The organism is Candidatus Manganitrophaceae bacterium, from assembly GCA_016200325.1.
Classification (GTDB): domain Bacteria; phylum Nitrospirota; class Nitrospiria; order SBBL01; family Manganitrophaceae; genus Manganitrophus.
Window position 1 is genome coordinate 32,266 of record JACQEZ010000019.1, and the last position, 22,818, is coordinate 55,083.

General features: G+C 58.8%; 14 protein-coding genes. 6 read left to right on the forward strand and 8 right to left on the reverse strand.

Going from position 1 to position 22,818, the window contains the following annotated elements:
* Positions 1-267 precede the first annotated feature (267 nt).
* From HY282_15125 to HY282_15135, 3 genes are all read right to left on the reverse strand, one after another.
* Positions 268-963 (reverse strand): rhomboid family intramembrane serine protease, encoded by a 696-nt coding sequence (locus HY282_15125; GenBank protein MBI3805080.1) that lies wholly within the window; start codon positions 961-963, stop codon positions 268-270.
* Positions 964-1,030: 67 nt separating this feature from the next.
* A complete protein-coding gene (locus HY282_15130) occupies positions 1,031-2,749 on the reverse strand; it encodes an AAA family ATPase (protein MBI3805081.1) in 1,719 nt (572 codons plus the stop codon).
* A gap of 19 nt (positions 2,750-2,768) precedes the next feature.
* Positions 2,769-4,736, reverse strand: a complete 1,968-nt coding sequence (locus HY282_15135) for a DUF11 domain-containing protein (protein MBI3805082.1) — start codon at positions 4,734-4,736, stop codon at positions 2,769-2,771.
* 429 nt (positions 4,737-5,165) lie between these two features.
* Between HY282_15135 and HY282_15140 the strand changes: the two genes are divergently transcribed.
* Genes HY282_15140 through HY282_15150 form a run of 3 tightly spaced genes read left to right on the forward strand, consistent with a single transcriptional unit; the run spans position 5,166 to position 8,787 of the window.
* Complete coding sequence (locus HY282_15140; protein ID MBI3805083.1) at positions 5,166-6,890, forward strand: AarF/ABC1/UbiB kinase family protein; 1,725 nt, start codon at positions 5,166-5,168, stop codon at positions 6,888-6,890.
* Between the two features lie 49 nt (positions 6,891-6,939).
* A complete protein-coding gene (locus HY282_15145) occupies positions 6,940-8,346 on the forward strand; it encodes a HEAT repeat domain-containing protein (protein ID MBI3805084.1) in 1,407 nt (468 codons plus the stop codon).
* A 3-nt stretch (positions 8,347-8,349) separates the two neighbouring features.
* A complete protein-coding gene (locus HY282_15150; protein MBI3805085.1) occupies positions 8,350-8,787 on the forward strand; it encodes a hypothetical protein in 438 nt (145 codons plus the stop codon).
* 146 nt (positions 8,788-8,933) lie between these two features.
* Here HY282_15150 and HY282_15155 read toward each other — a convergent pair whose 3' ends face one another.
* Entirely contained in the window at positions 8,934-11,504 is a 2,571-nt protein-coding gene (locus HY282_15155; GenBank protein ID MBI3805086.1) for a DUF4091 domain-containing protein, read from the reverse strand.
* 277 nt (positions 11,505-11,781) lie between these two features.
* Here HY282_15155 and HY282_15160 point away from each other — a divergent pair, with 277 nt between their 5' ends.
* The 3 genes from HY282_15160 (at position 11,782) to HY282_15170 (ending at position 17,838) form a co-directional block, all read left to right on the forward strand.
* Positions 11,782-12,717: a hypothetical protein gene (locus HY282_15160; GenBank protein ID MBI3805087.1), complete on the forward strand. Its 936-nt coding sequence runs from the start codon at positions 11,782-11,784 to the stop codon at positions 12,715-12,717.
* Between the two features lie 680 nt (positions 12,718-13,397).
* On the forward strand, positions 13,398-15,710 hold the full coding sequence (locus HY282_15165) for a hypothetical protein (GenBank protein MBI3805088.1): 2,313 nt from the start codon (positions 13,398-13,400) through the stop codon (positions 15,708-15,710).
* 325 nt (positions 15,711-16,035) lie between these two features.
* Complete coding sequence (locus HY282_15170) at positions 16,036-17,838, forward strand: hypothetical protein (protein MBI3805089.1); 1,803 nt, start codon at positions 16,036-16,038, stop codon at positions 17,836-17,838.
* 59 nt (positions 17,839-17,897) lie between these two features.
* Here the strand turns inward: HY282_15170 and HY282_15175 are convergent, their stop codons facing one another.
* From HY282_15175 to HY282_15190, 4 genes are all read right to left on the reverse strand, one after another.
* Complete coding sequence (locus HY282_15175) at positions 17,898-19,403, reverse strand: DnaJ domain-containing protein (GenBank protein ID MBI3805090.1); 1,506 nt, start codon at positions 19,401-19,403, stop codon at positions 17,898-17,900.
* Positions 19,404-19,542: 139 nt separating this feature from the next.
* Complete coding sequence (locus HY282_15180; GenBank protein MBI3805091.1) at positions 19,543-21,630, reverse strand: diguanylate cyclase; 2,088 nt, start codon at positions 21,628-21,630, stop codon at positions 19,543-19,545.
* Positions 21,627-21,797, reverse strand: a complete 171-nt coding sequence (locus tag HY282_15185) for a hypothetical protein (protein ID MBI3805092.1) — start codon at positions 21,795-21,797, stop codon at positions 21,627-21,629. The genes HY282_15180 and HY282_15185 overlap by 4 nt, the downstream gene beginning before the upstream one ends.
* Positions 21,798-21,898: 101 nt before the next feature.
* Positions 21,899-22,810, reverse strand: coding sequence for a patatin-like phospholipase family protein (locus HY282_15190; protein MBI3805093.1), 912 nt, complete (start codon positions 22,808-22,810; stop codon positions 21,899-21,901).
* Between the last annotated feature and the right edge of the window lie 8 nt (positions 22,811-22,818).

Here is a 22,818-nt window from a genome sequence, read left to right on the forward strand (position 1 = left end):
GCCTCTTGGGTTTGCAAGGGCGGCCTGCAGGGTGGCATCACCCGTGTAGGAAGAAATGATCTGGAGCTTTTCGTCGAACATTTTATCCTTTATGCCAAACTAACATAGAGACACTTCATTTTCAAATCAAATACCGACCAGGACGGATGCGTCCACCTCGATCCAAGCCTAACGATACTCCCTGCTGAGGGTTGCAGGCTCAGGTGCGAAGACATTGTGGAGAAGTAGAAAACATTGGCATTTTCCGGAATAAGGAGCAAGACAGCGTTAATACCACCCCTGCCGCTGTCGCTGCTTCTTCTTAAAAGGATAAATCAACACCATCCCCGCAAGAAAACCGCCGATGTGGGCGAACCAGGCGATGCCGCCCGATTGGCTTCCGAAGATCCCGCTGTAGCCGAAGATGCCGCTGACGAACTGGACGAGAAACCAGATCCCGAGAACGAGCACCGCCGGGATGCGGATCAATTGGATGAAGAAGCCGATCGGGACCAGGGTCAGCACCTTGGCATGCGGAAAGAGGACGAGGTAGGCGCCGAGCACCCCGGAGATCGCGCCGCTCGCGCCGACCATCGGGATGCGGGAGCCGGGGTCGGTCAGCGCGTGGGTGTAGGCGGCGATGACTCCGCAGACGAGATAAAAGAGGATAAAGCGGACATGCCCCATTACATCTTCGATGTTGTTCCCGAAGATCCAGAGGTAGAGCATGTTCCCGGCGAGATGCATGAAGCCGCCGTGGAGAAACATCGAGGTGAGGACGCTGGAGACCGCCACCAGCCCCTGCCGGCCCCCGTCCATTCCATGGACCAGGTTTAACGGAATGGCGCCGTATTGGAAGATAAAATTATCGGCCCCCGCGCCGAGCGAGACCTCATAGAAAAAAACAATAATATTAACGGCCACCAGGGCAACCGTGACGACCGGCGTGGTGTGGGTCAGAAGGTCATCTTTCAACGGGATCATGCGTGCGTCCTCTGCGCGTGAAGGGAGATCGAGATAGAAGATGTAGAAGAATAGACGAGAATCGATTTTATTTCAAGGAGGGAGTATTTTCGCCCGACCGCTTGGCGAGGAGGAGATGGGTCTCCGTTCCGAAGAGGCCGTCTTCTTCCAGCCCCTCTTTCTGCTGAAAGAAGCGGAGGGCGCGCGCGGTCTGCGGTCCCCAGAGCCCGTCGGTCGGTCCGACATAAAGCCCTTCTTTCAGCAACACTTCTTGGATCTTCTGAACGGCCGGATCGGGCCCGCTTCGGCGGAAGGGAAGCGCCAGCCCCGCCAGCCCGCGCCAGAGGACGATCCCGCTCCCCTTCCAGGCGGCGGTCAGCTCCCGGAGGGGAACCCGCTTTCTTCCTTCTAATGGATCGAAGATCAGCGCCTCCTCCCCTTCGAGCTTGATGAGGACCTGATAGTGAAGCCCCGCCTCCTCCCGGAAAGAATAGAGAAGCGGCGAGTTAAAAGCGAGGACCTTTCGGAGGTTGAGCGGAAGGGGGGTCGCCTCGATGTTTTTCTCCCGGAGCCACCCCAGCACCTCCCCCATGTTTTTCTCCCGCCATCCCTCCTGCGGGGAGAGGGGGCTCAAGAGGTTCGCCAGGGTCAGATACGCTCCCTTCTCGGTTTGGGCCACAGTGTCGACCCGGAAAATCCCGTCGGGATCGAAGAGCGGTTTCTCGGGCACGCTTCCGACGGGGGAAGCGGCCTGGGAAGAAAGCGCCGGGGCCCCACCGACTCTCTCTTTCAAATCGATCGTCTCGGTCAATGTTTTGGATGCGGCCACCTCGGAGAGAGTCTTCTCCTGAACGGTTCCGATGCGGGCCGGCCCGCGCGGGAAGAGGCCTCCATTCCACAAGAACACCCACAGCAAAACGGGGACGGCGACCGCGAGCCCCCAGGCGAGCGACGCGATCCGGCGCGCCCGCTGTACCGGGAGGCGGGAGCCGTGCGATGCGTCGGCCTTTTTCAGCTCCTCGACCGCTTGCTGGACGACCGACTCGGAAATAGAGGTCGTGTTAGCGACATAGGCCGCGAGAAGCGCTTGGTCGGCGGCGATGTTGATCAGCCGCGGGAAGCCGTTGCTGAAGGCGAAGATCCGGTCGATCGCCTTCGGCGCGAAGGAGATCTTCTCTTTTCCGCCGGCGACCTCGATGCGGGAGTCGATATAAGCGGCGATCTCCTCCCGATCAAGCGGCTCGACCTCATAGAGAATCGAAATCCGCTGGCGGAGCTGACGCAATTCGTGCTTGGCCAACGTCTCTTTTAACTCCGGCTGGCCGATCAATAAAATCTGGATCAACTTCGATTGGTCGGTCTCTAAATTGGAGAGAAGCCGGATCTCCTCCAGACATTCGGTTGTCAACAGTTGCGCCTCGTCGATGATGAGGAGCGCGTTTCCCCCCTGCGCCAAGAGATCGAGGAGAAAGCGGTTGAGCTCATCGAGGAGCGCTTTTTTGGTCTGGCCCTCCCCTTTGAGCCCGAAGTCTTGGTTGATGCTCTGGAGGAGCTCCAGCTGGGTCAATTGGGGGTTGAAGAGCAGGGCCGTGCGGATGGACGGATCGAGCTTGGAGAGGAGGAGCCGGCAGAGGGTTGTCTTCCCGGTGCCGACCTCGCCGGTGATGACGATGAAGCCCTTCCGCTCCTTCAGCCCATAGAGGATGTGGGAGAAAGCCTCCTGGTGTTTTTTGCTGGAGAAAAAAAATCGCGGGTCGGGCGCAAGCTTGAACGGCGGTTCTTTAAACCCAAAAAAGGAGAGATACATCGGCGGCCTTCACATCCTGTTAGGGATACCGGTTTCCATGAAGATCTTGGTATTGCGTCTCGGTCTGCTTTTGAACCACCGTTCCGGCCGAAAGCCCTTTTCGGATCCGGACGCTGACGGCGAAGGTCCGCTTCTGCTGCGGCCCGAGCTCGTTCATCTTCCAGACCCATCGCTTGCCGTCTTTTTCGGTCGGCTCGGGGTCGGCATGAACAAACTCCAGCTCCGGCGGGACGACCTCCGAGATGACGACATTGCGGGCCAGCCCCGATCCGGTGTTGGTCACCGTCGCCTGGTATGAAATCACCCCGCCCGGGATAGAGTCGCGCGACTGCATCTGCGTCTGAACCACCACCATCGGCAGGCTCAACAACAGCGCGCGGGAAGCGGTCACCGTCGCCTTGGCGTCCTGTTTCGACTGCGCCTCCAGCCGGACATCGAGCCGCTCCCCGTCCCGGCCGGCGGGGACCTTCACCCCGACCAAAATCGACACGTTCTCGCGGGTGCCGAGCGGCGGCGTCTCCCCGATCTCCGGCTCGCCCGATTGGTAAAGGCCGTCTTGGTTTTTGTCGAAATAAAGGGTCAACCGATCGGACGGAACCCCGGCCGCCTTCAGCGTAAACTGATCGGGACCGTTCCCCAAATTGGTCAAGGTAAAGGGGAAGAAGATCTGATCCCCCGAGACGACCCGCTGCTCCTCTTTCGCCCCCTCCAGCCGGAGCGAGGCGACCTGCCTCACGGAAGTCGGCGGCGAGAGGAACGGCACCTCTCCGCCGACCGAGGCGATGTAGACGCCGCGGTTGAGAATCTGCTGTCCGGCGGCGGTCTCATCCCCGACCTTGAATGCGACCTCGATCTTCTCGTTTCCTTTCGATTTGATCCCGGAGAGGTTCCAGTAGATCGCCCGGCCGGCCGACTCCACCCGTTCCGGCGCGGGGGAGGCGGAGAGAAACACCAGCGCGGGATGATACGCGTAGCGGACGCGGACGTCGCGCGCCTCGGCGCCGCCGTTATTGAGCAGCGTAATCGTGTAGCGGACCTCCTCGCCCGGCCGCGCATGTTCTTTATCGGTATGATACTCCCCGAGCAGCAGGGGGGCCGAGGCGACGACCGTTTTTCGGATCCATTGGAAACTGTTCCGATCGAACCGGGAAGCGACTTTGATCTCGAACGTCTTGTTCTGATTGTCAGTCATGTTCGGGGGGAGATGCACCTTCAAGCGCGCCCGGAACGATTGATCGGGCTGAAGCGCCGGGGTCGTCTGAATCGGCTCTCGGGTCCCTTCCTCGGCATAAAAGGTCGGGCGATACTCGATCGGAAAGGTCGAGTCGAGGGTGAATGAATCCTCCCCATTTCCCCGGTTGGCGATCACGATCGGAAACTCCACCTCCTCGCCGGGATAACCCCGCTTCTCATCCGCCGCCGGCTCGATTTTCAAATCAGCCACCTGAGGGATCACCAGCATGAACCCCTCCGCTTGTCTCGGCGCGGCCGAGCGGGAGGAAGGGATTCTTTCTTCCGACGGCTCTCCCTTCGCCACAACGGGCGGCTCCTTTTTGGAAGCGATCGCTTTCGAAGCGGCCGCCTTCGCCTCTCTCCTCTCTCTTTCCTTCTCCTTCTCTTTTTCCTTTTTCTCGGCCCGCGCCAGCGCCGCTTCTTTCGAAGCAAGAACCTTCGCGAGCTTCGGCCGGAGCGGACTCTCCGGAAAAGATTTCTCCAACGCGGCCGACATCCCGCGGCCCTTCTCCACCTGACCGGTCTCGGCATAGGCGCGGCCGAGCCAGAAGAGGGTCAAATCGCGCACCTTGCTGTCGGGATATTTTTGAAGGGCCTCCTCGAAGATCGGGATCGCCTTCTGCGGCTGATGCTTTTCCATCCAGTCGTGCCCTTCGAAGAAGCGGGCGCTGTCCTCCGTCTCCGCAGAGAAGACGGCGTGCGGAATCAAAAAGCCGGCGAGCAAAAGGAGAAAAAGGAGGGGGACAATCGACAAAAAGGACCTCGATCTTTTCCAAGGCAATCTGGATAAGAGATGAATGGCCTTCACCCGAGAGGCGCTCCTTATAAAGGATAGTGCAAAAAGGGATACAATGAAGTGACGAAAAACGTATAAAATGTCGCACACATTCCAATTTTTGTCAAATGAACGCGCGGCGCGAAACGCTTACGAAACGCTTAAATGATCGATGATAAATGGATGAAGAACGAACGAGCGCAATCGGTCTGCGCATTGCGGAGGTCGGTCGTCTTTCAGATTGTTGCAGATTGTTGCGTCCTGGAGATGCAACGGCGGCGGCGGAGGGGCCGACCTCCCCACGACCTGAAGCAGGCCACTTCGGGAGACCGGTTCCGAGGTCTTCCCCTCTCCCTTGAACCTTTAAGGCAATCTTGCTAAGATGGGCTGCTTTTCTGTGAGGTCGATGTGACAATCAGAACAGAAACCGATCCGGCCGCCGGTCCGGCGCCTCTGTCGGAGGAGCCGCTCCCTTCCGGTTCCGATCCAGTAAACGTCCCGCCGACGCCGATTGCGGAGGAGCTCTACCTCCGGCGCCGGGCTTTCCGGATTCTCTGGCTCGCCTCCCGAATCTTCTTCAGCTATTTTTTCCACCGGCTCGCCGCCTCATTTGTTCCGCGGACGCAGGCGCTCGCCTGGCAGGAGGATCTCCACCGGAAAAACGCCGTTCGAATCAAAGAGGCGGCCCTCTCGCTGAAGGGGTTGCTGATTAAGGTCGGCCAGTTCATGAGCGCGCGGGTCGACCTTCTCCCCGACGCCTACACCCAGACCCTCTCGCTGCTGCAAGATCAAGTTCCGCCGGCGCCCTATCGGACGATCCGGGAGCGCTTCGTTCAAGAGTTCGGCGCCCCCCCCGAATCGCTCTTCGAGACGTTTAACCCGGTCCCGCTCGCCTCGGCGTCGCTCGGGCAGGTGCATGAGGCGACGCTGCGCGAGGACGGCCGGCGGGTCGCGGTGAAGGTGCAATATCCGGAGATCGAGCAGATCGTCGAGACCGACCTCCGGGCGCTGCAGTGGATCGTCTGGGCGCTGCAGAAAGTGATGACGAACATCCGGTTCGATGTCCTCTACACCGAATTCTCGAAGATCGTCCACAAAGAGCTCGACTACTTCGTCGAGGCCCGGCAGGCGGAGCTCTTTCATAAAAACTTCTCAGCCGACCCGCGGATCATCGTCCCGCCGGTGGTCTGGAAATACACCACCGGACGGATCCTGACGCTGGAGTTTGTCGAGGGGATCAAGATCAGCCGGATCGAAGAGATCCGCCGCGCCGGGATCGACAGCAAAGCGGTCGCGACCCTCCTGGTCGAATCGTACATGAAGCAGATCTTGCAGCACCGCTTCTTTCACGGCGATCCCCATCCGGGAAATCTGTTCGTCCGGCCGGGACCGCAGCTCGTCTTCGTCGATTTCGGACTGATGCAGCAGATCGATGCCGGCGTCCACCGGGGGATGGAGAAGATGATCATCGCGATCATCGACCGGGACATCCCCGGGATCGCGCGGGCGCTGCTCGACCTCGGCTTCATCGCCCGGACCGAGCGGATGGACGACGTCGAAAATGTCGTCCGCTTCTTCATGGACCGCTACCGGGACATCTCCCCGCGCGCCTTTAAGCGCATTACCCTGACACAGGTCGCACGGGACCTCGAGACCCTTTTCCATGTCTATCCGATGCTTCAGGTTCCGAACCACTTTATCCTCGTCGGACGGACCGCCGGCATGCTCAACGGCCTCTGCTCGCAGCTCGATCCCGACCTGAACATCATCGAAATCGCGGAGCCGTATGCGAAGAAGTTCGTCGGCATGCCGAATCTCACCGCCGAGCTCCTCTCGCGGGGGAAGGAGATCCTGATCGCCCTGATCGACCTCCCCGTCGCCCTTCGTGATTTTTTGGAGATGGGGAATACCGGACAGTTCCGGACCCGGATGAATTCGGAAGACCTCACCGGCATTTTGACCAAAATCTACAAGCTTGCTTATCGGACTGTCTTGGCCGGATTTATCGTGACAATGACCCTGCTTTATAGTAACCTGGTCCGCAGTTTTAACACCCCGGCCGGAATCATGTTAAGCACGCTGATCGTCTTCCCGGCGCTCGCCCTGGTCTACTCTTTCCTCCGACGCCGATAGCCGAATGAGAACAGTTTCCTTTCCCGAATTTTCGAAGGAGTTCAATTTAATGAAAAAAAGCACACGGCACCGGCTCGCATGGCTCGCCTCGCTCGCCTGGATCGCATCGACCGTCTGCGGCCTCGCCCTGATTCAGTTCGGCTGCAGCGGCTCGGCCGACCAAGAGATCGCCAAGGCCGAGGCGGCCTATGAGAAGAAAGATTTCAGCCAAGCGGTCGCTTTGAGCGAATCGGTCATTCATAAGCAGCCGACCTCCGTTCCGGCCCATCGTCTCAAAGTGCTCGCCTCGATGGCGCAGGGAGAGGTGGAAGGGGCGTTCAACGATTACGATCAGGTCGAGAAAAAATATCCGAACCTCGCCCCGCCGCTCCTTCGGGAGATCAGCCTCGGAATCATCAAGAGCTCGCTGGCGCACGAGAACTACTTCATCCGGAGCGCCGCGGTCAAAGCGATCGGCGAGATCGGCGACCCGGCCGAAATCCCGATGATCGTGCCGGGGCTGAAAGACGGCGCCCCCTTTGTCCGCTTTTTTACGGTGGAAGCGCTCGGCCAACTCGGCGGGCCGGAGGCGCTCAAGCTCCTCCTGGCGGCCGGAAAAGACCCCGAAGGGATGGTTCGCGTCGCCGCCGTCAAGTCGCTCGACGACATGGCCGAAGGGAAGAAGGTCCCCGCCGGGGTGGACATCAATAACCTTCTGGCCAGCTTCACCTCCGACAGCGAGCCGACCGTGAAGCTCTTCGCGCTCGCCGCCATGGCGAAAAACGGCGATGAGAAAGCCTTCGCGCAGGTGGTGGAGAGTGTCCCCAAGCTCGACGGACCGGCCCGTTCCGCCGGCGCCGCCGCCCTCGGCCGGACCAAGCGAAAAGAGGCGGTCCCGCTTCTGGCCAAGATGCTCGCCGACAAAGATGCCACGTTGCGGATGTATGCGGCCGAGGCGATGGGGGAGATCGTCACCCCCGAAGAATTCGATCCGCTTGCGAAGGCGACCGCGGATGCCGATACCGCCGTCCGCGGCGCCGCCGCCACCTCGCTCGGCAAGCTTGGCGATCCGAGAGCGGCTCCGATGCTGGAAAAGATGTTAAAGGACCCTGATGCGATCGTTCGCGTCTCCGCCGCAGAAGGGCTTCAGCGCCTTGGGAAAAATTCCCTTCCGGTGTATCAAGCCGCCCTCGGCGAGAGCGACTATGCGGTCCGCCATTTTACCGTCGGATCGCTCCGCAAAGTCGGCGGGAAAGAGGCCCTGCCGCTGCTGAAGAAAGCGATGGGAGATGATGCGCAGCGGGTTCGCATCGCGGTCGTCCGGGCGATCGGAGAGATCGGCGGACCGGAGGCCCTTTCGATTCTGAAGGAGGGGTTGAAAGACCCCGATGCGTCGGTTCGAACCTATGCCGCGGGAAGTGTGAACCGCCTTCTCCGGGAAGGGGAAGGAAAATTACCGAAGAAAGCCGGGGTGTAGCCGATGCTCCGAGCGATCTTCACCCTCTTTTTGTTGGCGGTCGCGTTTGGCGCAGGTTATTTTTACGGCACCGCCGGAACCAAAGAGGTCAAGAAGAGCTACTCGACTCTGAGAGAGGAGTTGTTCACAAAGACGCGGGGGCTCGAATCAGAGGTCTATTCGATGCGCGTCCGTCTGAACCTGATTGAGGCGCGCGAATTTTTGATGTCGGCGCGAAACGATCTCAAAGAGAAGAACTTCGGCGAGGCGGTGGCCCAGGCGGGAAAGGCCAAAGAGCGGATCACCAAAGCGATCTCGCTCGCCCCCGAGACGCAGAAGAAAAACCTCGCCCCGCTTCAAACTGAAATCGACTCCCTCCGGGAGTCGATCCAAAAACTCGACCCGAAGGCGGTCGGGCGGATCGACGCGCTGGCGAAAGAGTTGGAAAAGGTCGCGGGGTAGCGATTCACCCGTTCACTCGATTGCCGAACCACTCAAATACCGTTCCTTCGTCTATTTCGGGTTTCCCCTAAAAACCTCCTCCGACCTCCTGAACGCGCTTATCGAAAGATCCGATCTCCTTCCCTCTCATCTCAAAAAGGCGCCCCTTACGGTGTCGCCGCTTTGAAGTCGTTGAAGTAGGTGGTGAAGGGGGCGGCTGCGTAGGAGCGGAATCCGGCATAATGGCCGGCTGCCAATGAACCATCCGTGACGGCGATTGCCGGAGTTGATTGATCGGCAAAGTAAACGTCGAGCGTCGTCCCCCTCACCACCAGACGAAGCCGATAGTAGCTGTTGTACTGCATCGGCTCGTCCGCAACCCCCAATCGACTATAGACGCCATTCACCCTTTTGAAGAGAGCGACATTTCCCAGACCGGGATCCAGCCGCACGTAGTAATAATTGTCGGCGTCCGACCATCGGGCCATCACCCCGCAGCTATTGCCGGCGGCGGTCACCTTGCAATCGGCTGATACGTCCTGGTCGGAACCGAGATCGACATTCCGCAGCGCCGCCTGACTGGCGGTATCCCGGTTTCGAACCTGGCTGCTATTGATCTCAAAGGCGGGGAGATAAACGTTCCACATGCTTCCCAGGCTGCTGCTGTTTTCCCGGTCGAAAGAATCGCTCGAAGAAATCCCGCCGTCTTCCTGATCCGGCTTAGAAACGGGCGACGAGGCGAGGACCTTGGCCAATTCCTCTCTTGCTCTCAGAAGACCGGCCGCAGAGGTGATGCTTCCTGGGTTTTTATTCCAGATGTAGGTGGAGAGCTTCACCTCCCCATCGGCCGGATCGATCGCCGTCAGGTAGGGATTCAGGATGTTCGCCTTGATCCATGCCTTTCCGTCGACCCCCTGCCGGTTCTTCTTCGCCTCGACCTGGGCAAGGTACTCATAGTCTTCAATTCCTTCTCGAAGCATCTTCAGGCGAATGCTGGGGATCGGAATATGGTGGGTGCCGCCGATCTTGTCCGGACGGCCCGGGTAAAAGTAGGTGCCGTCCCCGTTCCCGGTGAAGTAATAGAGGTTCTCCCAGGGATCGTTGCTCGGCCAGGCAAACGCATAAAGAGTCTCGAAATAGAGCTCGGTGGAAGGGCCCTCTGCCGCGGAGCCGATCTGATATTGATAGGTCAGCCATTCATAGACGCGGCTGTAGATCGCCGGCAGATCGACCATCGGAGAGGGATAGCCGGTCTCCGACCCGCCGCAGCCGTGGCTGCCGCAGGCCTGATACCACCAGAGCTCCTTGCCGGGGGTGATGATCGCGTCATAGCTCTTCCGAAGATTCGTGTTGAACGGGAAGGCATTCTTCGGCTTTCCATTCATCCAGGTATTCGGAACGCTCCAGATATCGAGGTATTTTGTATAGTCGGGGACCTTCAGATGATTCGTAAAACAGTCCTCAATCGCCTGCCGGCTGGTGGTAACCATCAGCGGGATGTCGATTTCATGATCTTTAAAAAACTTCGCCTTCTTGTAAATGCCCGGCCAGGCGCTGCTCGCCGCGCCGTTGTACTTTTTATCGCACCGGCGCACCCCGCCGATGGAGGGATAAGGGGGCTCATCCCAGAGGAAATAAAAGAGCTGGGCCTTCCAACCCATATTGTCGATATGCTTGATGTAATCCTGATAATAGGCGGCCGAGTTGACATCGGTCGTGCTCAGCCCCGTTCCATCGCGCAGCCGCGCACGCGCGACCTTCGCATTCGGCAGCTTTCCATTGGGAAGCAGATTGGGGTTTCCTCCGGTCAGAAACTGCGGATAGCGCTGATTGCAGCTGGTTGAGATCGCCGGGAGCGACCAGTTTATTTTACCGAGGCTGCTGTTCCAAGCCGGCGCCGGCCAGATGACGTTGCTGTTTGAGAGACGGTGAAGCAGCATCTCTTTCGTATAGAGGCAGATCAGCTCCCAATATCGGGCGTTGGAGAGATCTCTGGTCCCATAATGGCCCGAAGCGGCCTCTCCCATACCGACCGAATAAGCGGTTTTTAAGGTCGGGACGGAGGGGAGGTCGAAATCGTGAACGGTCAGCCGGATCGGGATCGTCGCGGCGACCTTCCCCCCGACCGTCACCTCCGCGCTCCCGCTGTAGAGACCGGCGGGGGTTCCGGGCGGCACATAGAGATCGACCCACACCCCCTGTTTTCGACCTGCCGCGACCGTGAACGGAAAAGCGGGGGTGCTCTCGCCCGGCATCCGCCGCACCTCGCCGAAATACTCGTCTATTTTCGGAACCAGCCCATCCGGCCAGAGCCCCGGCTTCGCTTCCACCGAGGAGAGCCGTGTCGGAGCGATCGAGAGATAATGTTCGCGATAGGTTACCATATTCTTCGGCCGGCCATTGGCCAGTGCCGCGATATTATTTCCCTTGCCGTCGCTCAGATCGGTCAGGGTGACATCGACCTTGGAGAGCGCCGGACCGGTCGCGGCGATAAAAATTTGAAACGGCTCGAATTCATTCCTCGCCGCGGAGAGGTTCACCCCTCCCCGGCTGCATCCGTCGGCGGTACACCGATCGGCGCCGGCGGGGATCGGATCGCCGGTTGCGCCTCCGTTCTCCTGCCGCAGCTTCACCATCCCGGTATCCCACCAAATCGTCTGGGCGAGGGCCGATCCGCTATAGAGAATGTAGAGAAGTAAAATAACGATTCCGACGAACCATTCCTGCACTCTTTTCATTTCATTTCCTTATAAAGTGAGTTGTCGACGACGCGTCCACATGTTCTGTTGAATTAAGACAAATGAATTAAGAAAAATCCCAAAATTTTAACCTTTTCGGGAGGGCCTAACTGTAAGGCAGCTAACATTAGAAAAGAATATCGAGATCAAATAGCAGAAAACCGGATATTCCGATCTATTATTTTGATAAAATAGAAAACGCGATTTGAATATTATACCCGATCAGGCCGATATGAAGCGCTTCACCGTTATCATGATCCTCGGAATCACGCTCTCTATGAGCCGATCCATTGATCCGGCGTGGGCGATGGATCAGAAAAAGGCCGGTCCGAAGGCCCTCCCCCATCTGTTTGTTATTATGATGGAGAACACCCGCTATGAAACCTTGATCGGCAACCCGAATGCGCCCTGGATTAACGCGGCCGTCTCGTTGTATGGGGTGGCAACCCATTATTATGGTATCTCCCATCCGAGTCAGCCGAACTATATCGCGGCCACCTCGGGATCGACGCACGGTGTGACCGACAACGGGGATGTAACGCTGGATGTCCGGAATCTGGTCGATCAGATGGAAGAGGCGGGGAAGACCTGGCGAGACTATCAACAGTCGCTCTCGTTGTGCGGCGGGAACAAGTTGGCCGGCGCGTGCGGGAACCGGCAGTATGTACGGAAACACAACCCATTCGTCTCCTATCGGGATGTGCAGACGAACCCGGCGCGGATGGCACACATTGTCGACCTCTCTGCCCTCGACGCCGATCTCGCCTCCGGCGACGTAGCCGACTTCTCCTGGATCAGTCCCGATCAATGCAACGACATGCACGGACATCCCGGTCCCAAGAGCGATCGGTGCAGCTATGACAACCGGCCGCAATTAATCTCCTCCGGAGACGCATTTCTGAAGAGCTGGGTCGAGAAGATCATGGCGTCGAAAGCCTGGACGGAGAACTCCGTCATCTTTATTACTTGGGATGAAAGCGAGGCTTCAACCAAAGAATCGACACCCGGATGCTGCAATGGCGACCCGGGGGGCGGACATGTCCTGATGTTGGTCATCTCGCACACCCCCCCTCCCTCACGCAGATCGGACACGGTCTACAACCACTACTCACTGCTGGCAACGATTGAAGAGCGCTGGGGGCTCGGCTGTCTGGCCAATACCTGCGGGCCAGACGTGGCGCGGATGTTTGACCTGATCAACCGATCTCACTGATTCCTGGAGCGCGCAAGGACGGTGTCTGTTTTCATGTCTTAAATCGACCCACTCTCTTATGGAATTTTGGAAAGACATTCTTCCCTCCAAGCCCCCCCCTGAGGACGCTGGAAGGATGCGGGCGGGACAGTCCTAAAATGACAATGGGTCAGACAAATCTTTGGCCTGAGATGGCTCCCCACTTTTTACATCTTCTTGATCTTGGCTTGAGGCATTTGTAACAGCATCCGAGAAAGTATATATCAATTTGATATTAGCAGCATTGTTTGCAAGGATTGAAGCTCAACGCTTTGCAGTAGCGTGTGCTGAAGGTTTCCTTCAAGACATATTTTTAATTGACATCTTTATTCCGGCCGTGTTAATTTCCATGAATGAGTTCCTAAGTGATACCGGGTAGGTTGGCCATGGAGGGCCGTCTACGATGGACACGACGGCAAAGACAATTTCAACTAAGCCTTCTTTTTTCGCCTTCTTAAAAGAGCCCAGGGGATATTTTCAATCCCTGGGCTCTTTCTTTTCTGGAAAGACCTTCGACATCAAACCCGAGAATTCTGCGACGGTCCTCTTCATTACAGGAGAAAAGAAACCGGAGAGTCGACCGTTTGGATGCAAGATCGAACCGTTTTTAAAGTTCTTTAAAGTTCTAATGACCGGCCAAAAACAATAGGAGCTCGACTTCCATGAGACAGACGAAAACCGTGGCGTTCTATCTTGCAATCGCTTTTTTCCTGTTTGCTTGTAGCGGCAGCGGCGGGGTCGGCCAGGGCGGGTCGGCCGCCTCGGGCCAGGGGACGATGAAGGCCCTCTTCGCCCTCGACACCGACACCGGCGTCGCCTCCATTCGCCTCGATGTCTCTCAAGGAACCAATATCATTGCGACGCAGACGATCCATCCGACCGAGATTACCCCGCCCGGCAGTTTGCACACCCAACCGGGCGGGGACGCTTTCTTTGTTCTGGATCCAGGCGCCTATACCATTACCGCCACCCCCTTGGACGATGCAGGTAATCCAACAAAAGCTTGCGCCGTTGCTTCGGCCTCCGCAACGGGGTCGGCCGGAAAGACGACCGAGATCACCCTGGCGCTCCTGTGCAGTGCCGCCAGCGGCGGATTGGATGTCATCGTCACCACGGAGCAACCTCCGGTCATTACAAAACTGACCTTTGATCCATCCAAATTGATCAGGACCTGCGAGTTTCTTACGGTGACCGTCACCGCCGAGGATGCCGACGGCGGACCGCTGACCGAGAGCTGGTCGGTCGCCTCCTCTCCGGCGGGCGCCGACTTCACGTTGACGCCGCACGGCGTCTCCGCCGATTTCTCGGCTCGGACCGCGGGCGACTATACACTGACCGTGACCGTAACCGATTCGGATGGAAACACGGCGAGCTTAACCTTCCCGGTCCATGTCAGCGCCGGAGGACCTTGTAACACGCAGCCCGGGTCAGCCATCGTGAACACCGGTCTCTCTCTCCCGAAGAGCATCAAAGGCGCCCCTTTCCCTCACTTCGACATCCTCTCGGATGAAGGACGGAATGAGCAGTCGGTGCCGCGCATTCCGCGCGGGGAGCTTCGGGGAACGTTGTCGCCGTCGAACAACGGCATCTCCGTCAACCTTCTCTCCACAACGCCTTCACCCGGCGTGGGGAAACCGCTCGGCAAGGTAACCGCCCAAGCGGTGAATGATCCGGTTGTCTTTGCCGTCGATACCCCTTTCGGCAACAAGGTCTCCTTCTCCGGGAGTCCGCCTGACATGAGCGGCGCGAGCGGCCGTGGGAACGTCGTCTTGGCGACCGGCAACACCTTCGCCGCCCTCTCCACCGACGGCGGAGCCACCTTCAAGGCGCTCGACCCGACGACGATTTTCCCGAGCGGGCCGACGACCGACGCCAGCGGCAATCGCATCGACGGCGGGTTGTGTTGCGATCAGGTGATCCAATATGCGCCCCAGATCGACCGGTTTATCTGGTTGATGCAGTTCTGGGGACCGGTCCCAGGCAATCTGAACGGGCCGAACATGCTCCGGATCGCCTCGGCGAGCCCGCAGGACATCATCAACAGCGGCGGGACCGCCTGGACCTATTGGGATCTTCGATCGGCCACGTTCAACATGGGCAATGGATTCATGGACTATCCCGACATGTCGGTCGGTGCCAACAATCTCTATTTGAGCGTCGATCAGGTCGGAACCGGCCTCCTGGTCGTCCGGATTCCGCTCGCCGAGCTGCGCGACGGAGTCACCATCCACTTCGACTATACCAATCCGGCCAACTCCGGGTCGGCCTACGGCGGCCACCTCTCCCAAAATACCGGGGATGAAATCTTCTGGGCCGGCCATCTCAATACGAGCCAAATGCAGATTTTCAATTTACACGAGGGCTCGAATACCTACTTCTGGAGGACGGTCAACATCAATAGCTGGCCGAATAGTGACTACAGCTCGATCACGCCGAGCGGGGTCAACTGGCTCTCGTTCGGCTTCCCAGGCGGCGCCGTCATCGGCGCGGCCCGGCGCGGCACCCTCGCGTTGGATCGCGAGCTCTGGTTCGCCTGGATGGCGGGGCGCGGCGGTGGATTCCCCCATCCTCATATTCAGATCGTGAAGATCAATGGGAACAACTTCTCGGTCATCGAGCAGACGCAGGTCTGGAACCCCGACCACGCCTTTGCCTACCCCTCGCTCGCCACGAACCTCGGTGCCGAGGTCGGCATCGCGCTCGCCTGGGGAGGGGGAAACAAGTTCGAGGCGAGCTCGGCGGTCGGAATTCTCGGCGATTTCGTCGTCTGGGCGCCGCGGATCAGCGATGCCTCGAACAACCGTTGGGGCGACTACCTCACCGTCCGCCAGGCCGGCCCAAACCCGAACCTCTTCTCAGCGCTGGTCTATAACATCGTGAACAACACACCCCCCGCCACCGGAACGCGGTTCGACCCGCGCTACATCCTCTTCGGACGGCAGTCGGTCGTCTTCCCGCCCCCACCGCCGGGGTAAGGGCGAAGCCGACGATCTCCTTTCATCAAAGGGGCGAGTGATGATCCGTTCACTCGCCCCTTCATTCCGTGTTACTCCTCTTTGCCCCGTTTTTATGCGGCCTCTTCATGAAAATTCGCGCCGCCTTAAAGGGAGCGCGCTGAGACCGACCCAGACCCCCTCCTCTGCCGAGGGCCAAAAGGAGACGGAGGAACGCCCCCGCACTGAGGACGAAAAAAAATCGCTGTCTGAAATCTCTTTAAAATGAACGATGCAAAGGTATACAATGGCCTATGTTATTGATCAGCGATAGGATCATTCGCAACACTCGGAGAGGTACGGCCTTATGAAAAACCGGATCACGCGATGGACAATCCTTCTCACCGCCTCGCTCTTCTTTTCCGCCTGCGGAAGCGGGGGCGGCAGTGGCGGTGGTGGCGGGACCTCCGGCCCGGGGACCGTCCTTCCAGGAGGGAATTGGTCGATTCAAAAAGCGACCGTAGTGACCGGCCTCAGAGGGATCGCCTCGTCCGGCGCGATCTTTGTGACGGTCGGAGACAACGGCGCCATCCTGAGCTCTTTGGACGGGGTCTCCTGGACCCCTCGTGCGTCGGGAACACCGCTGAACCTCTATAGCGTTATTTGGGCCGGAAGCCAATTCGTTGCGGTTGGAAATTTGAGCACTATCCTGACCTCTCCGGACGGCATCACCTGGACGAGTCAACTCCCTCACATAGCAGGCCTCTTAAACGATGTCGCCTGGTCCGGCAGCCGGTTTATCGCAGTCGGAACCGACGGCCTCATCGTTGCCTCTCCGGACGGCAAGAAGTGGGATCTTCAAACCTCCGGGACGGCCAACAACCTCAATGGCATCACCTGGTCGGGAGGTCAATTTATTACGGTTGGAGACAAGGGGACCCTCCTGACCTCCCCGGACGGAACGACCTGGACAAACCGAACGTCCGGAATAGATACGTTCCTGGTTGGGGTAACAGGCTCTGGGACCCAGTTCGTGGCGACCGGAAGCGGGGGAACGATTCTCACCTCTTCCGACGGCATCGGCTGGACCCCGCAAGCTTCGGGAACGTCTAATACCCTGGCAAGGGTCATTTGGACCGGAAGCCAATTCATTGCGGTCGGAGATGTCGGCACGGTGCTTACCTCTCCCAACGGCATCACCTGGACGACCCAACCGCCGGTGACCCATGTCCTCCTGATCGCCATCGCCGGGTCGAGCACCCAGTTCATTACAGTCGGGTCCTCGGGCACCATCCTCAGCTCTCCCGATGCTATAACCTGGACAGATCAAACGGCAGGAACCACCTGGAAGCTGACCAATGTCACCTGGTTCGGAAGCGGGTTTGTCGCCGTCGGAGAGGCCGGGACCATCCTCATCTCATCCAACGGCCTCTTTTGGGGACCGGCCGCATCCGGAGACAGCCATTTGCTCAAAGGGGTGACCCGCGCCGGATCGAAGTATGTCGCGGTCGGAGATTCCGGCACCCTCCTCGCCTCCCCCGGCGGGATTACATGGTCCTCCTTCCCATCCAACACCACCCAGGCTCTGAACGCGATTACCTGGACCAACAGCCAGGCGGTGATCGTCGGGGATGGCGGGACCGTTTTGACCTCGCCCGATGCATTTGTCTGGACCGCCCAAGCCTCCGGGACCGCCCGCGCCCTCTATGGGCTCGTCTGGTCCGGCACCCAGTTTGTCGCCGTCGGAGAGGCCGGAACAATTCTCACCTCTCCCGATGGGACGACCTGGACCGCCAGAGCCTCCGGGACCGGTCAGTCGCTCAGAGGTGTGACTTGGTTCGGCGCATTTGTCGCCGTGGGGGATGGAGGCACCCTCCTCACCTCTCCCGACGGGATCGCCTGGAACGCCCAAACTTCCGGAACGACGGTGTCGCTCAAAGCGGTCGCCTCTTCGCAGGCCGGATTTATTGCGGTCGGAGATTCAGGCACCATCCTCGCCTCAGTGGACGGCGCCAACTGGTTCGGGCAGGCGTCCGGGACGACCCGCTCTCTCAATGGCATTGCCTCCTCTGGAGCGCTCTTCGTCGCGGTGGCCGATTCGGGGACGATTCTGGTAACCGGTCAGACAACCGGGCCGCCGGACCTGACCGGATCGGGCGGGACCATTTAAAATCGTGAGGCGTACCGATTCGGGCGGACTTTCCAGGAATAACGCTCGGTGGAAAGTGCTTAAACCTTTGCCTTCAGGCGGGAGAGGCCTTCTTTAACCGCCGGGTGCTCCGGCGCCCGCGTGAACGCCTCTTCGTAGATCTTTACCGCCCGGCGGATCATCCCCTGCCCTTCATAGATCCGGGCGAGCTCGACGGCATCGTCGACCCGGCTCGGATCGATCGTGACCGCCTGCTGAAAAGCCATCTCGGCGCGGCGGAGCCGCTCGGGGAAAAAGAGGAGCGCTTTGCCGAGAGCGCCAAGATAGAGCGGATTGTTCGGCATGATCCGCGCCGCCGCCTCAAAACGCTCCACCGCTTTGAGATAATCTTTCGCCTCGTAGGCCCGCTTCCCGTCGTTGAAGGAGCGCTCCGCCTGCTCGGCGGCGGTCACCGGCCTCGCCGGATTGGGATTCGGCGGATCCAACCGCCGAGCGTTGTAAAGCGCTCGACTTTGATCGCTGATCAACACATCATATGCCTCTTTCAGTTTCTCGAACAACGTCTCGAGCTCCCCCTTTAATTCCCGCATCGATTCTTCGAAGTAGCGGTCGGGATGGTAGACCTTCGCCAGGCGGTAATAAGCGCGCTTCATCTCTTCCCGAGTCGCCTGCTCCCCGACCCCCAAAATTTCATAATAGTTTTGAGATCCGAGCTTTCGGTAGGCATCCCGGATCTGATCGATGCTGGAAGCCGGGTGGCGCTCTTTCTCGTCGATCGTCGCTCGGATCTCTTCGGTAATAATGCGCTGAGTCGTCGAATATCGCTCTTCCCACGAGGAGAACGATTCCGGGGTTGATTCGGTTACCTCCGCGATGCCGACCGAGACGAAGAAGTAGAGAAGCCGCAGCGTTTCAAAAGCGGGGAGCGAAGAGCCGATCAGGAGCTCCCGAATCGTCATCCCGTTTAGACGGCTGAGCAGCGCCGTTTCATCGGGCTCCAGATGGACCATCTGAAAGAGCTCTTTCGGATCTTTCGTCAGCTGCAAGATCCGATCAAACGGGGGAAGGCCGCCGGCCAGCCGGGTCCAGTCGGTGATCCGGCGGATCCCTTGGAGGATTAATGTGGCTGTACTAATGTTGAGGGTGATCAGCTCCCGGGAGGGAAGCAGACATTCCTTGAATTGATAATCGCCGTCGGTCCAGGTAAACAGCCCCAGGATGATCTCTGTCGCCTGCGCCATCACGGCGTCATAGAGTTCTTTCGGGGTGAGGAACCCTTGCTTCAACAGAATGGTCCCCTGACGGAGCCGCGGATTGTCCCGGAGAGAAGCCTCATAAATTTGAACGACCGTTTCATATTGGAGATAGGTCAGCTTTCCACGCTTCAGCAGCAGCAGGCCGAGACGATCGTCGGGATAACGGGAGGTGGCAAAAATAATTTTGCCCTCACTCATATAAACGGTTTTTTCGACGTCGTTCAACCGAACGCGGAGAATACCGGTCGCCTGTTTTTTCTGAAGGCTCGAAAAAATCGACGCCAGGTGACCTTCGCGAAGCGGTCCGGAAAGGGGAACTTCCACAGACATATCGTTCCTCAAGGGAGAGAGCGCTCACCACAGGATTCGATTGAGAGGAGGGTCTCCTCTCCTGCGGCTTCTTAAATTTAGCATGATTGGAGCGACTTTTCGGAAAATCAGGAATTACCTGATGGCAAGGCAGGGGATTTTACTCGACCTCATACATATCTTGCGTCAGCTCTTTGTAGAGGGTGGAGCGGTTTCGGCCGGTTCTCTTGGAGGCATAGAGGGCGCGGTCGGCAGAGGCGATGAGATCTTCGCGCTTGGTGGCGTCTTCCGGGTGGGCGGCAACGCCGATGCTGACGGTGGCGGCGATCTTTTGTCCCTGCCAATCGACCGGGGCCGCCTCGATCGCCTTTCGGATCCGCTCGGCCATCTGGAACGCCTGCTTCGAATCGGACTTGAGCAGGAGCACGACGAATTCCTCACCGCCATATCGCGCCACGACATCGAGCCGCCGGACCAGCTTCATCAGCAGCTTCGCCACCGTTTTTAACACTGCATCGCCGGCCGGATGCCCGAAGGTGTCATTGATCTTTTTGAAATAGTCGATGTCGATCATCAAGACCGAGAACGGATCGGCCGTCCGGCCGCTCCGGATAAACTCTTCTTGCAGCCGCTCCTGGAAACGGCGGTGGTTGAAGATCCCGGTCAACCCGTCGGTGATCGCCAGCTGCTCTACCTTTGCGTGGGCCTGCGCCTCCGCGATGGAGGTCGCCACATGGTTGCAGAGAATCGAGAGGACATGTCGGTCATAGTTGGTAAACGCATTCTCTTTATCCGAGAGAAAAAGAACCAGCCCCATCACCCGATCTTCAATGATCAACGGCAGACCGAGAAAAGATTGACAGGTGACGTCGATCTTGCAGCCGTCGGGGAAAATTTTTTGCTGCTGTTTCGGCTGGGCGGCCAAGTGGGAGAAGAGGAGCACCTGCCGGTTCTTCACGATGAGGCTGATCAACCCGTTCGTCAAGGCGAAGGGGTAACCGACGATCGATGGATCGTATCCCTTGACCGCTTTCACCGTCATCTTCCGCTCCCCCGGCTCGACCAGGAAGATAAAGCAGCGATCGTAGTCGATGATCGTCTTGCACGATTCGGCGGTGATCTCCAAGCGGTGATCGAGGTCGAGCCGGGAGCCGAGGCTTTCGCTGATCTCCAGGAGGGCGGAGTAGACCCGCGTCCGCTGGCTCATCTGCTGCTGTTCTCGAAAGTAACGGAAGACCGTGACGATCTCCTCGACGACCAATCGAATCATCTCTTCGTCCTGAGGAGAGAAGGCATGATCGGCCAGGCTGTCGACGCAGAGGAGCCCTTCGAACAGGTCGTGATCAAGCACCGGCGCCGCCAAGAGGGAATAGGGGGTGACGGAGCCGTCATCATAGTCGAGCGCCCCTTTTTGATTTCTCAGATCGGCGATCGACACGACGCGCCGCTCCCGGGCGACCCAGCCGAGCAGCCCCTCTCCGATCGGAATCATCTTCTGCCGATCCACTCCGAGCGGCGCCTGCTTCCCCTGCGCCGCCCGAATCCAGAGCGACTCCCCTTCGCGGTCATACCAAAGCAGCACCGCGCGATGCGCCTGCGGCCGGCCCGCCAGAAACAGCTGCAGCAGATGCTCCAGATGGGCCTCCATCCGCTGATTCAGCGCCTGCGCCTCATCTTTCTCTTCTTCTTTGGAAAGACGGGCGAGCTCCGCCTTCTGCAGGATCTCCGGAGGGGACGGCTCCGCCTGCCGCCGCTCCCGGTCGATTCTCTTTCGAAAAGCCTCCCGCTCCCGGTAAAAAGAGCGGAGCGCCCCCCGGACAATGATCGGGATGAGGATCAACACCAACGGGAAGAAGGCGGCCTGTCCCGGAAAGCCTTCGATCGGCGGGGCGACCCGGAGGCGGACCCCTTCCAAAAGAAGGATGCCGGAGATCGCCAGCATGCTCTTAAAAAAACTCAAATAAAAAGAAGCAACTAAAATCGGGAGGGGATAGAGGAGATTAAAGTAGGAGGAGAGGTCGCCGGTCTCTTGGGTGACGGCATTGATGAACAGGAGCGAGAGGACCAACGCTTCCCATCGCATCGCCGCGGTTCGCACCGGCGCGCGGACCCATCGGTCGATCAGGGTGGCGGAGAGACAGACGAAGAGGACCAGCCAGGCAATGCGACCGGTCGTAAAAAATCGATCGCCCGGCCAGGCGTTCCAGGCGGAGAAGAAAAAAAGGAGGGAGAGGGCGATGTTCCTCAATCAAAGCCCTCCTCGGAGCGCTTCTTCAGAATGCAGAGGAAGGGATAAGACTCTTCGGGCTGATGGATCACCTGAACCAGTTCCCATCCCTGGGAGCCGAGGAAATTGAGTTGATTGTCTATCTGCACCGCGGCGAGTCGCTCCGTCCGGTACTCCCACTTCGGCATCAATAACGCCCCAAACAGGGTTGAACATCGGCCCCGGTGACGGCGCTCTCTTTTCGGCTTTTATCCCGCACTCCCCGCTCCGCAATCCGCATGGCCCTTCCTCACGCCTTAATCATCAGCAGCTTTTTCATCTTTTTTTTCCAAAGCTGCCTTTTCAGCTCCTCCACCTGCGCCCGCGCCGCCTCTTCTCCCCTTTGGATCACCTCTTCGACCCGCCAGAAATCGGACCAGTGAAGCTTTCCGACATCTGGACGGATCACCAGGTCGGCCTTGGCCAGCTGCGCGGTCGACAATATCTTCCGGGTGATCTCACCGGCGCGGAGGACGATGTCGAGCCCGCTTGCAAGCTCCCGCATCTCGGCGGGGGCCTCGGACGCGTCGACGGCGATCACAAAGTCGGCTCCCCGATGAATCAACGGCTCGACGGGAACCTGATTGACCCACCCTCCATCAATTAATTTGGAATCGCCGATCGTGATCGGCGGAAAAATACCTGGAATGGCGCAGCTGGCGGCGATGGCCCTTCGGATCGGCCCCTCGGAAAGGACCACCTCGTTGCCATAGGCCAAGTCGGCGGCCACCGCAAAAAAAGGAATGACCGTCTCTTCGATTCCCTTTTCTTCGAAGAGACGGCTGATGTGATCGATATAATCTTGCTCGGAGATAAACGAGGAGCGCCGGAGAGAGATCCCCCAGAAGATCCCCTTCTGAAGATAGGACTTGAGGTTCTTAATAAAGCTGGTCCGCTTTTCCTCTTCGTAATGCTTTTTGATGAAGAAAAGCTTGGTTTTCCGGAACGACTCGCTGCGCAGATAGTCGCAAACCCGCCGGCGAACCAGGTCGGCATTCGGATATTGGGCATACATTGCGCCGGCAATCGCACCGAAGCTCGTTCCGGCAATCAGATCAAAGGCGATCCCCTCCGACTCGAGAACCTTCAGCACGCCGAGGTGTGCGATCCCCCGCGCCCCGCCTCCTCCCAGTGCCAAGCCGACTTTAAAGTACTTCGTCATCTTTCAAT

Excerpts from the sequence above, each read along its gene's own strand:
- HY282_15125 (MBI3805080.1), bottom strand. The coding sequence starts at position 963 with ATGATCCCGTTGAAAGATGACCTTCTGACCCACACCACGCCGGTCGTC.
- HY282_15130 (MBI3805081.1), bottom strand. The coding sequence starts at position 2,749 with ATGTATCTCTCCTTTTTTGGGTTTAAAGAACCGCCGTTCAAGCTTGCG.
- HY282_15145 (MBI3805084.1), top strand. The coding sequence starts at position 6,940 with ATGAAAAAAAGCACACGGCACCGGCTCGCATGGCTCGCCTCGCTCGCC.
- HY282_15150 (MBI3805085.1), top strand. The coding sequence starts at position 8,350 with ATGCTCCGAGCGATCTTCACCCTCTTTTTGTTGGCGGTCGCGTTTGGC.
- HY282_15155 (MBI3805086.1), bottom strand. The coding sequence starts at position 11,504 with ATGAAAAGAGTGCAGGAATGGTTCGTCGGAATCGTTATTTTACTTCTC.
- HY282_15160 (MBI3805087.1), top strand. The coding sequence starts at position 11,782 with ATGAGCCGATCCATTGATCCGGCGTGGGCGATGGATCAGAAAAAGGCC.
- HY282_15165 (MBI3805088.1), top strand. The coding sequence starts at position 13,398 with ATGAGACAGACGAAAACCGTGGCGTTCTATCTTGCAATCGCTTTTTTC.
- HY282_15170 (MBI3805089.1), top strand. The coding sequence starts at position 16,036 with ATGAAAAACCGGATCACGCGATGGACAATCCTTCTCACCGCCTCGCTC.
- HY282_15175 (MBI3805090.1), bottom strand. The coding sequence starts at position 19,403 with ATGTCTGTGGAAGTTCCCCTTTCCGGACCGCTTCGCGAAGGTCACCTG.
- HY282_15185 (MBI3805092.1), bottom strand. The coding sequence starts at position 21,797 with ATGCCGAAGTGGGAGTACCGGACGGAGCGACTCGCCGCGGTGCAGATA.
- HY282_15190 (MBI3805093.1), bottom strand. The coding sequence starts at position 22,810 with ATGACGAAGTACTTTAAAGTCGGCTTGGCACTGGGAGGAGGCGGGGCG.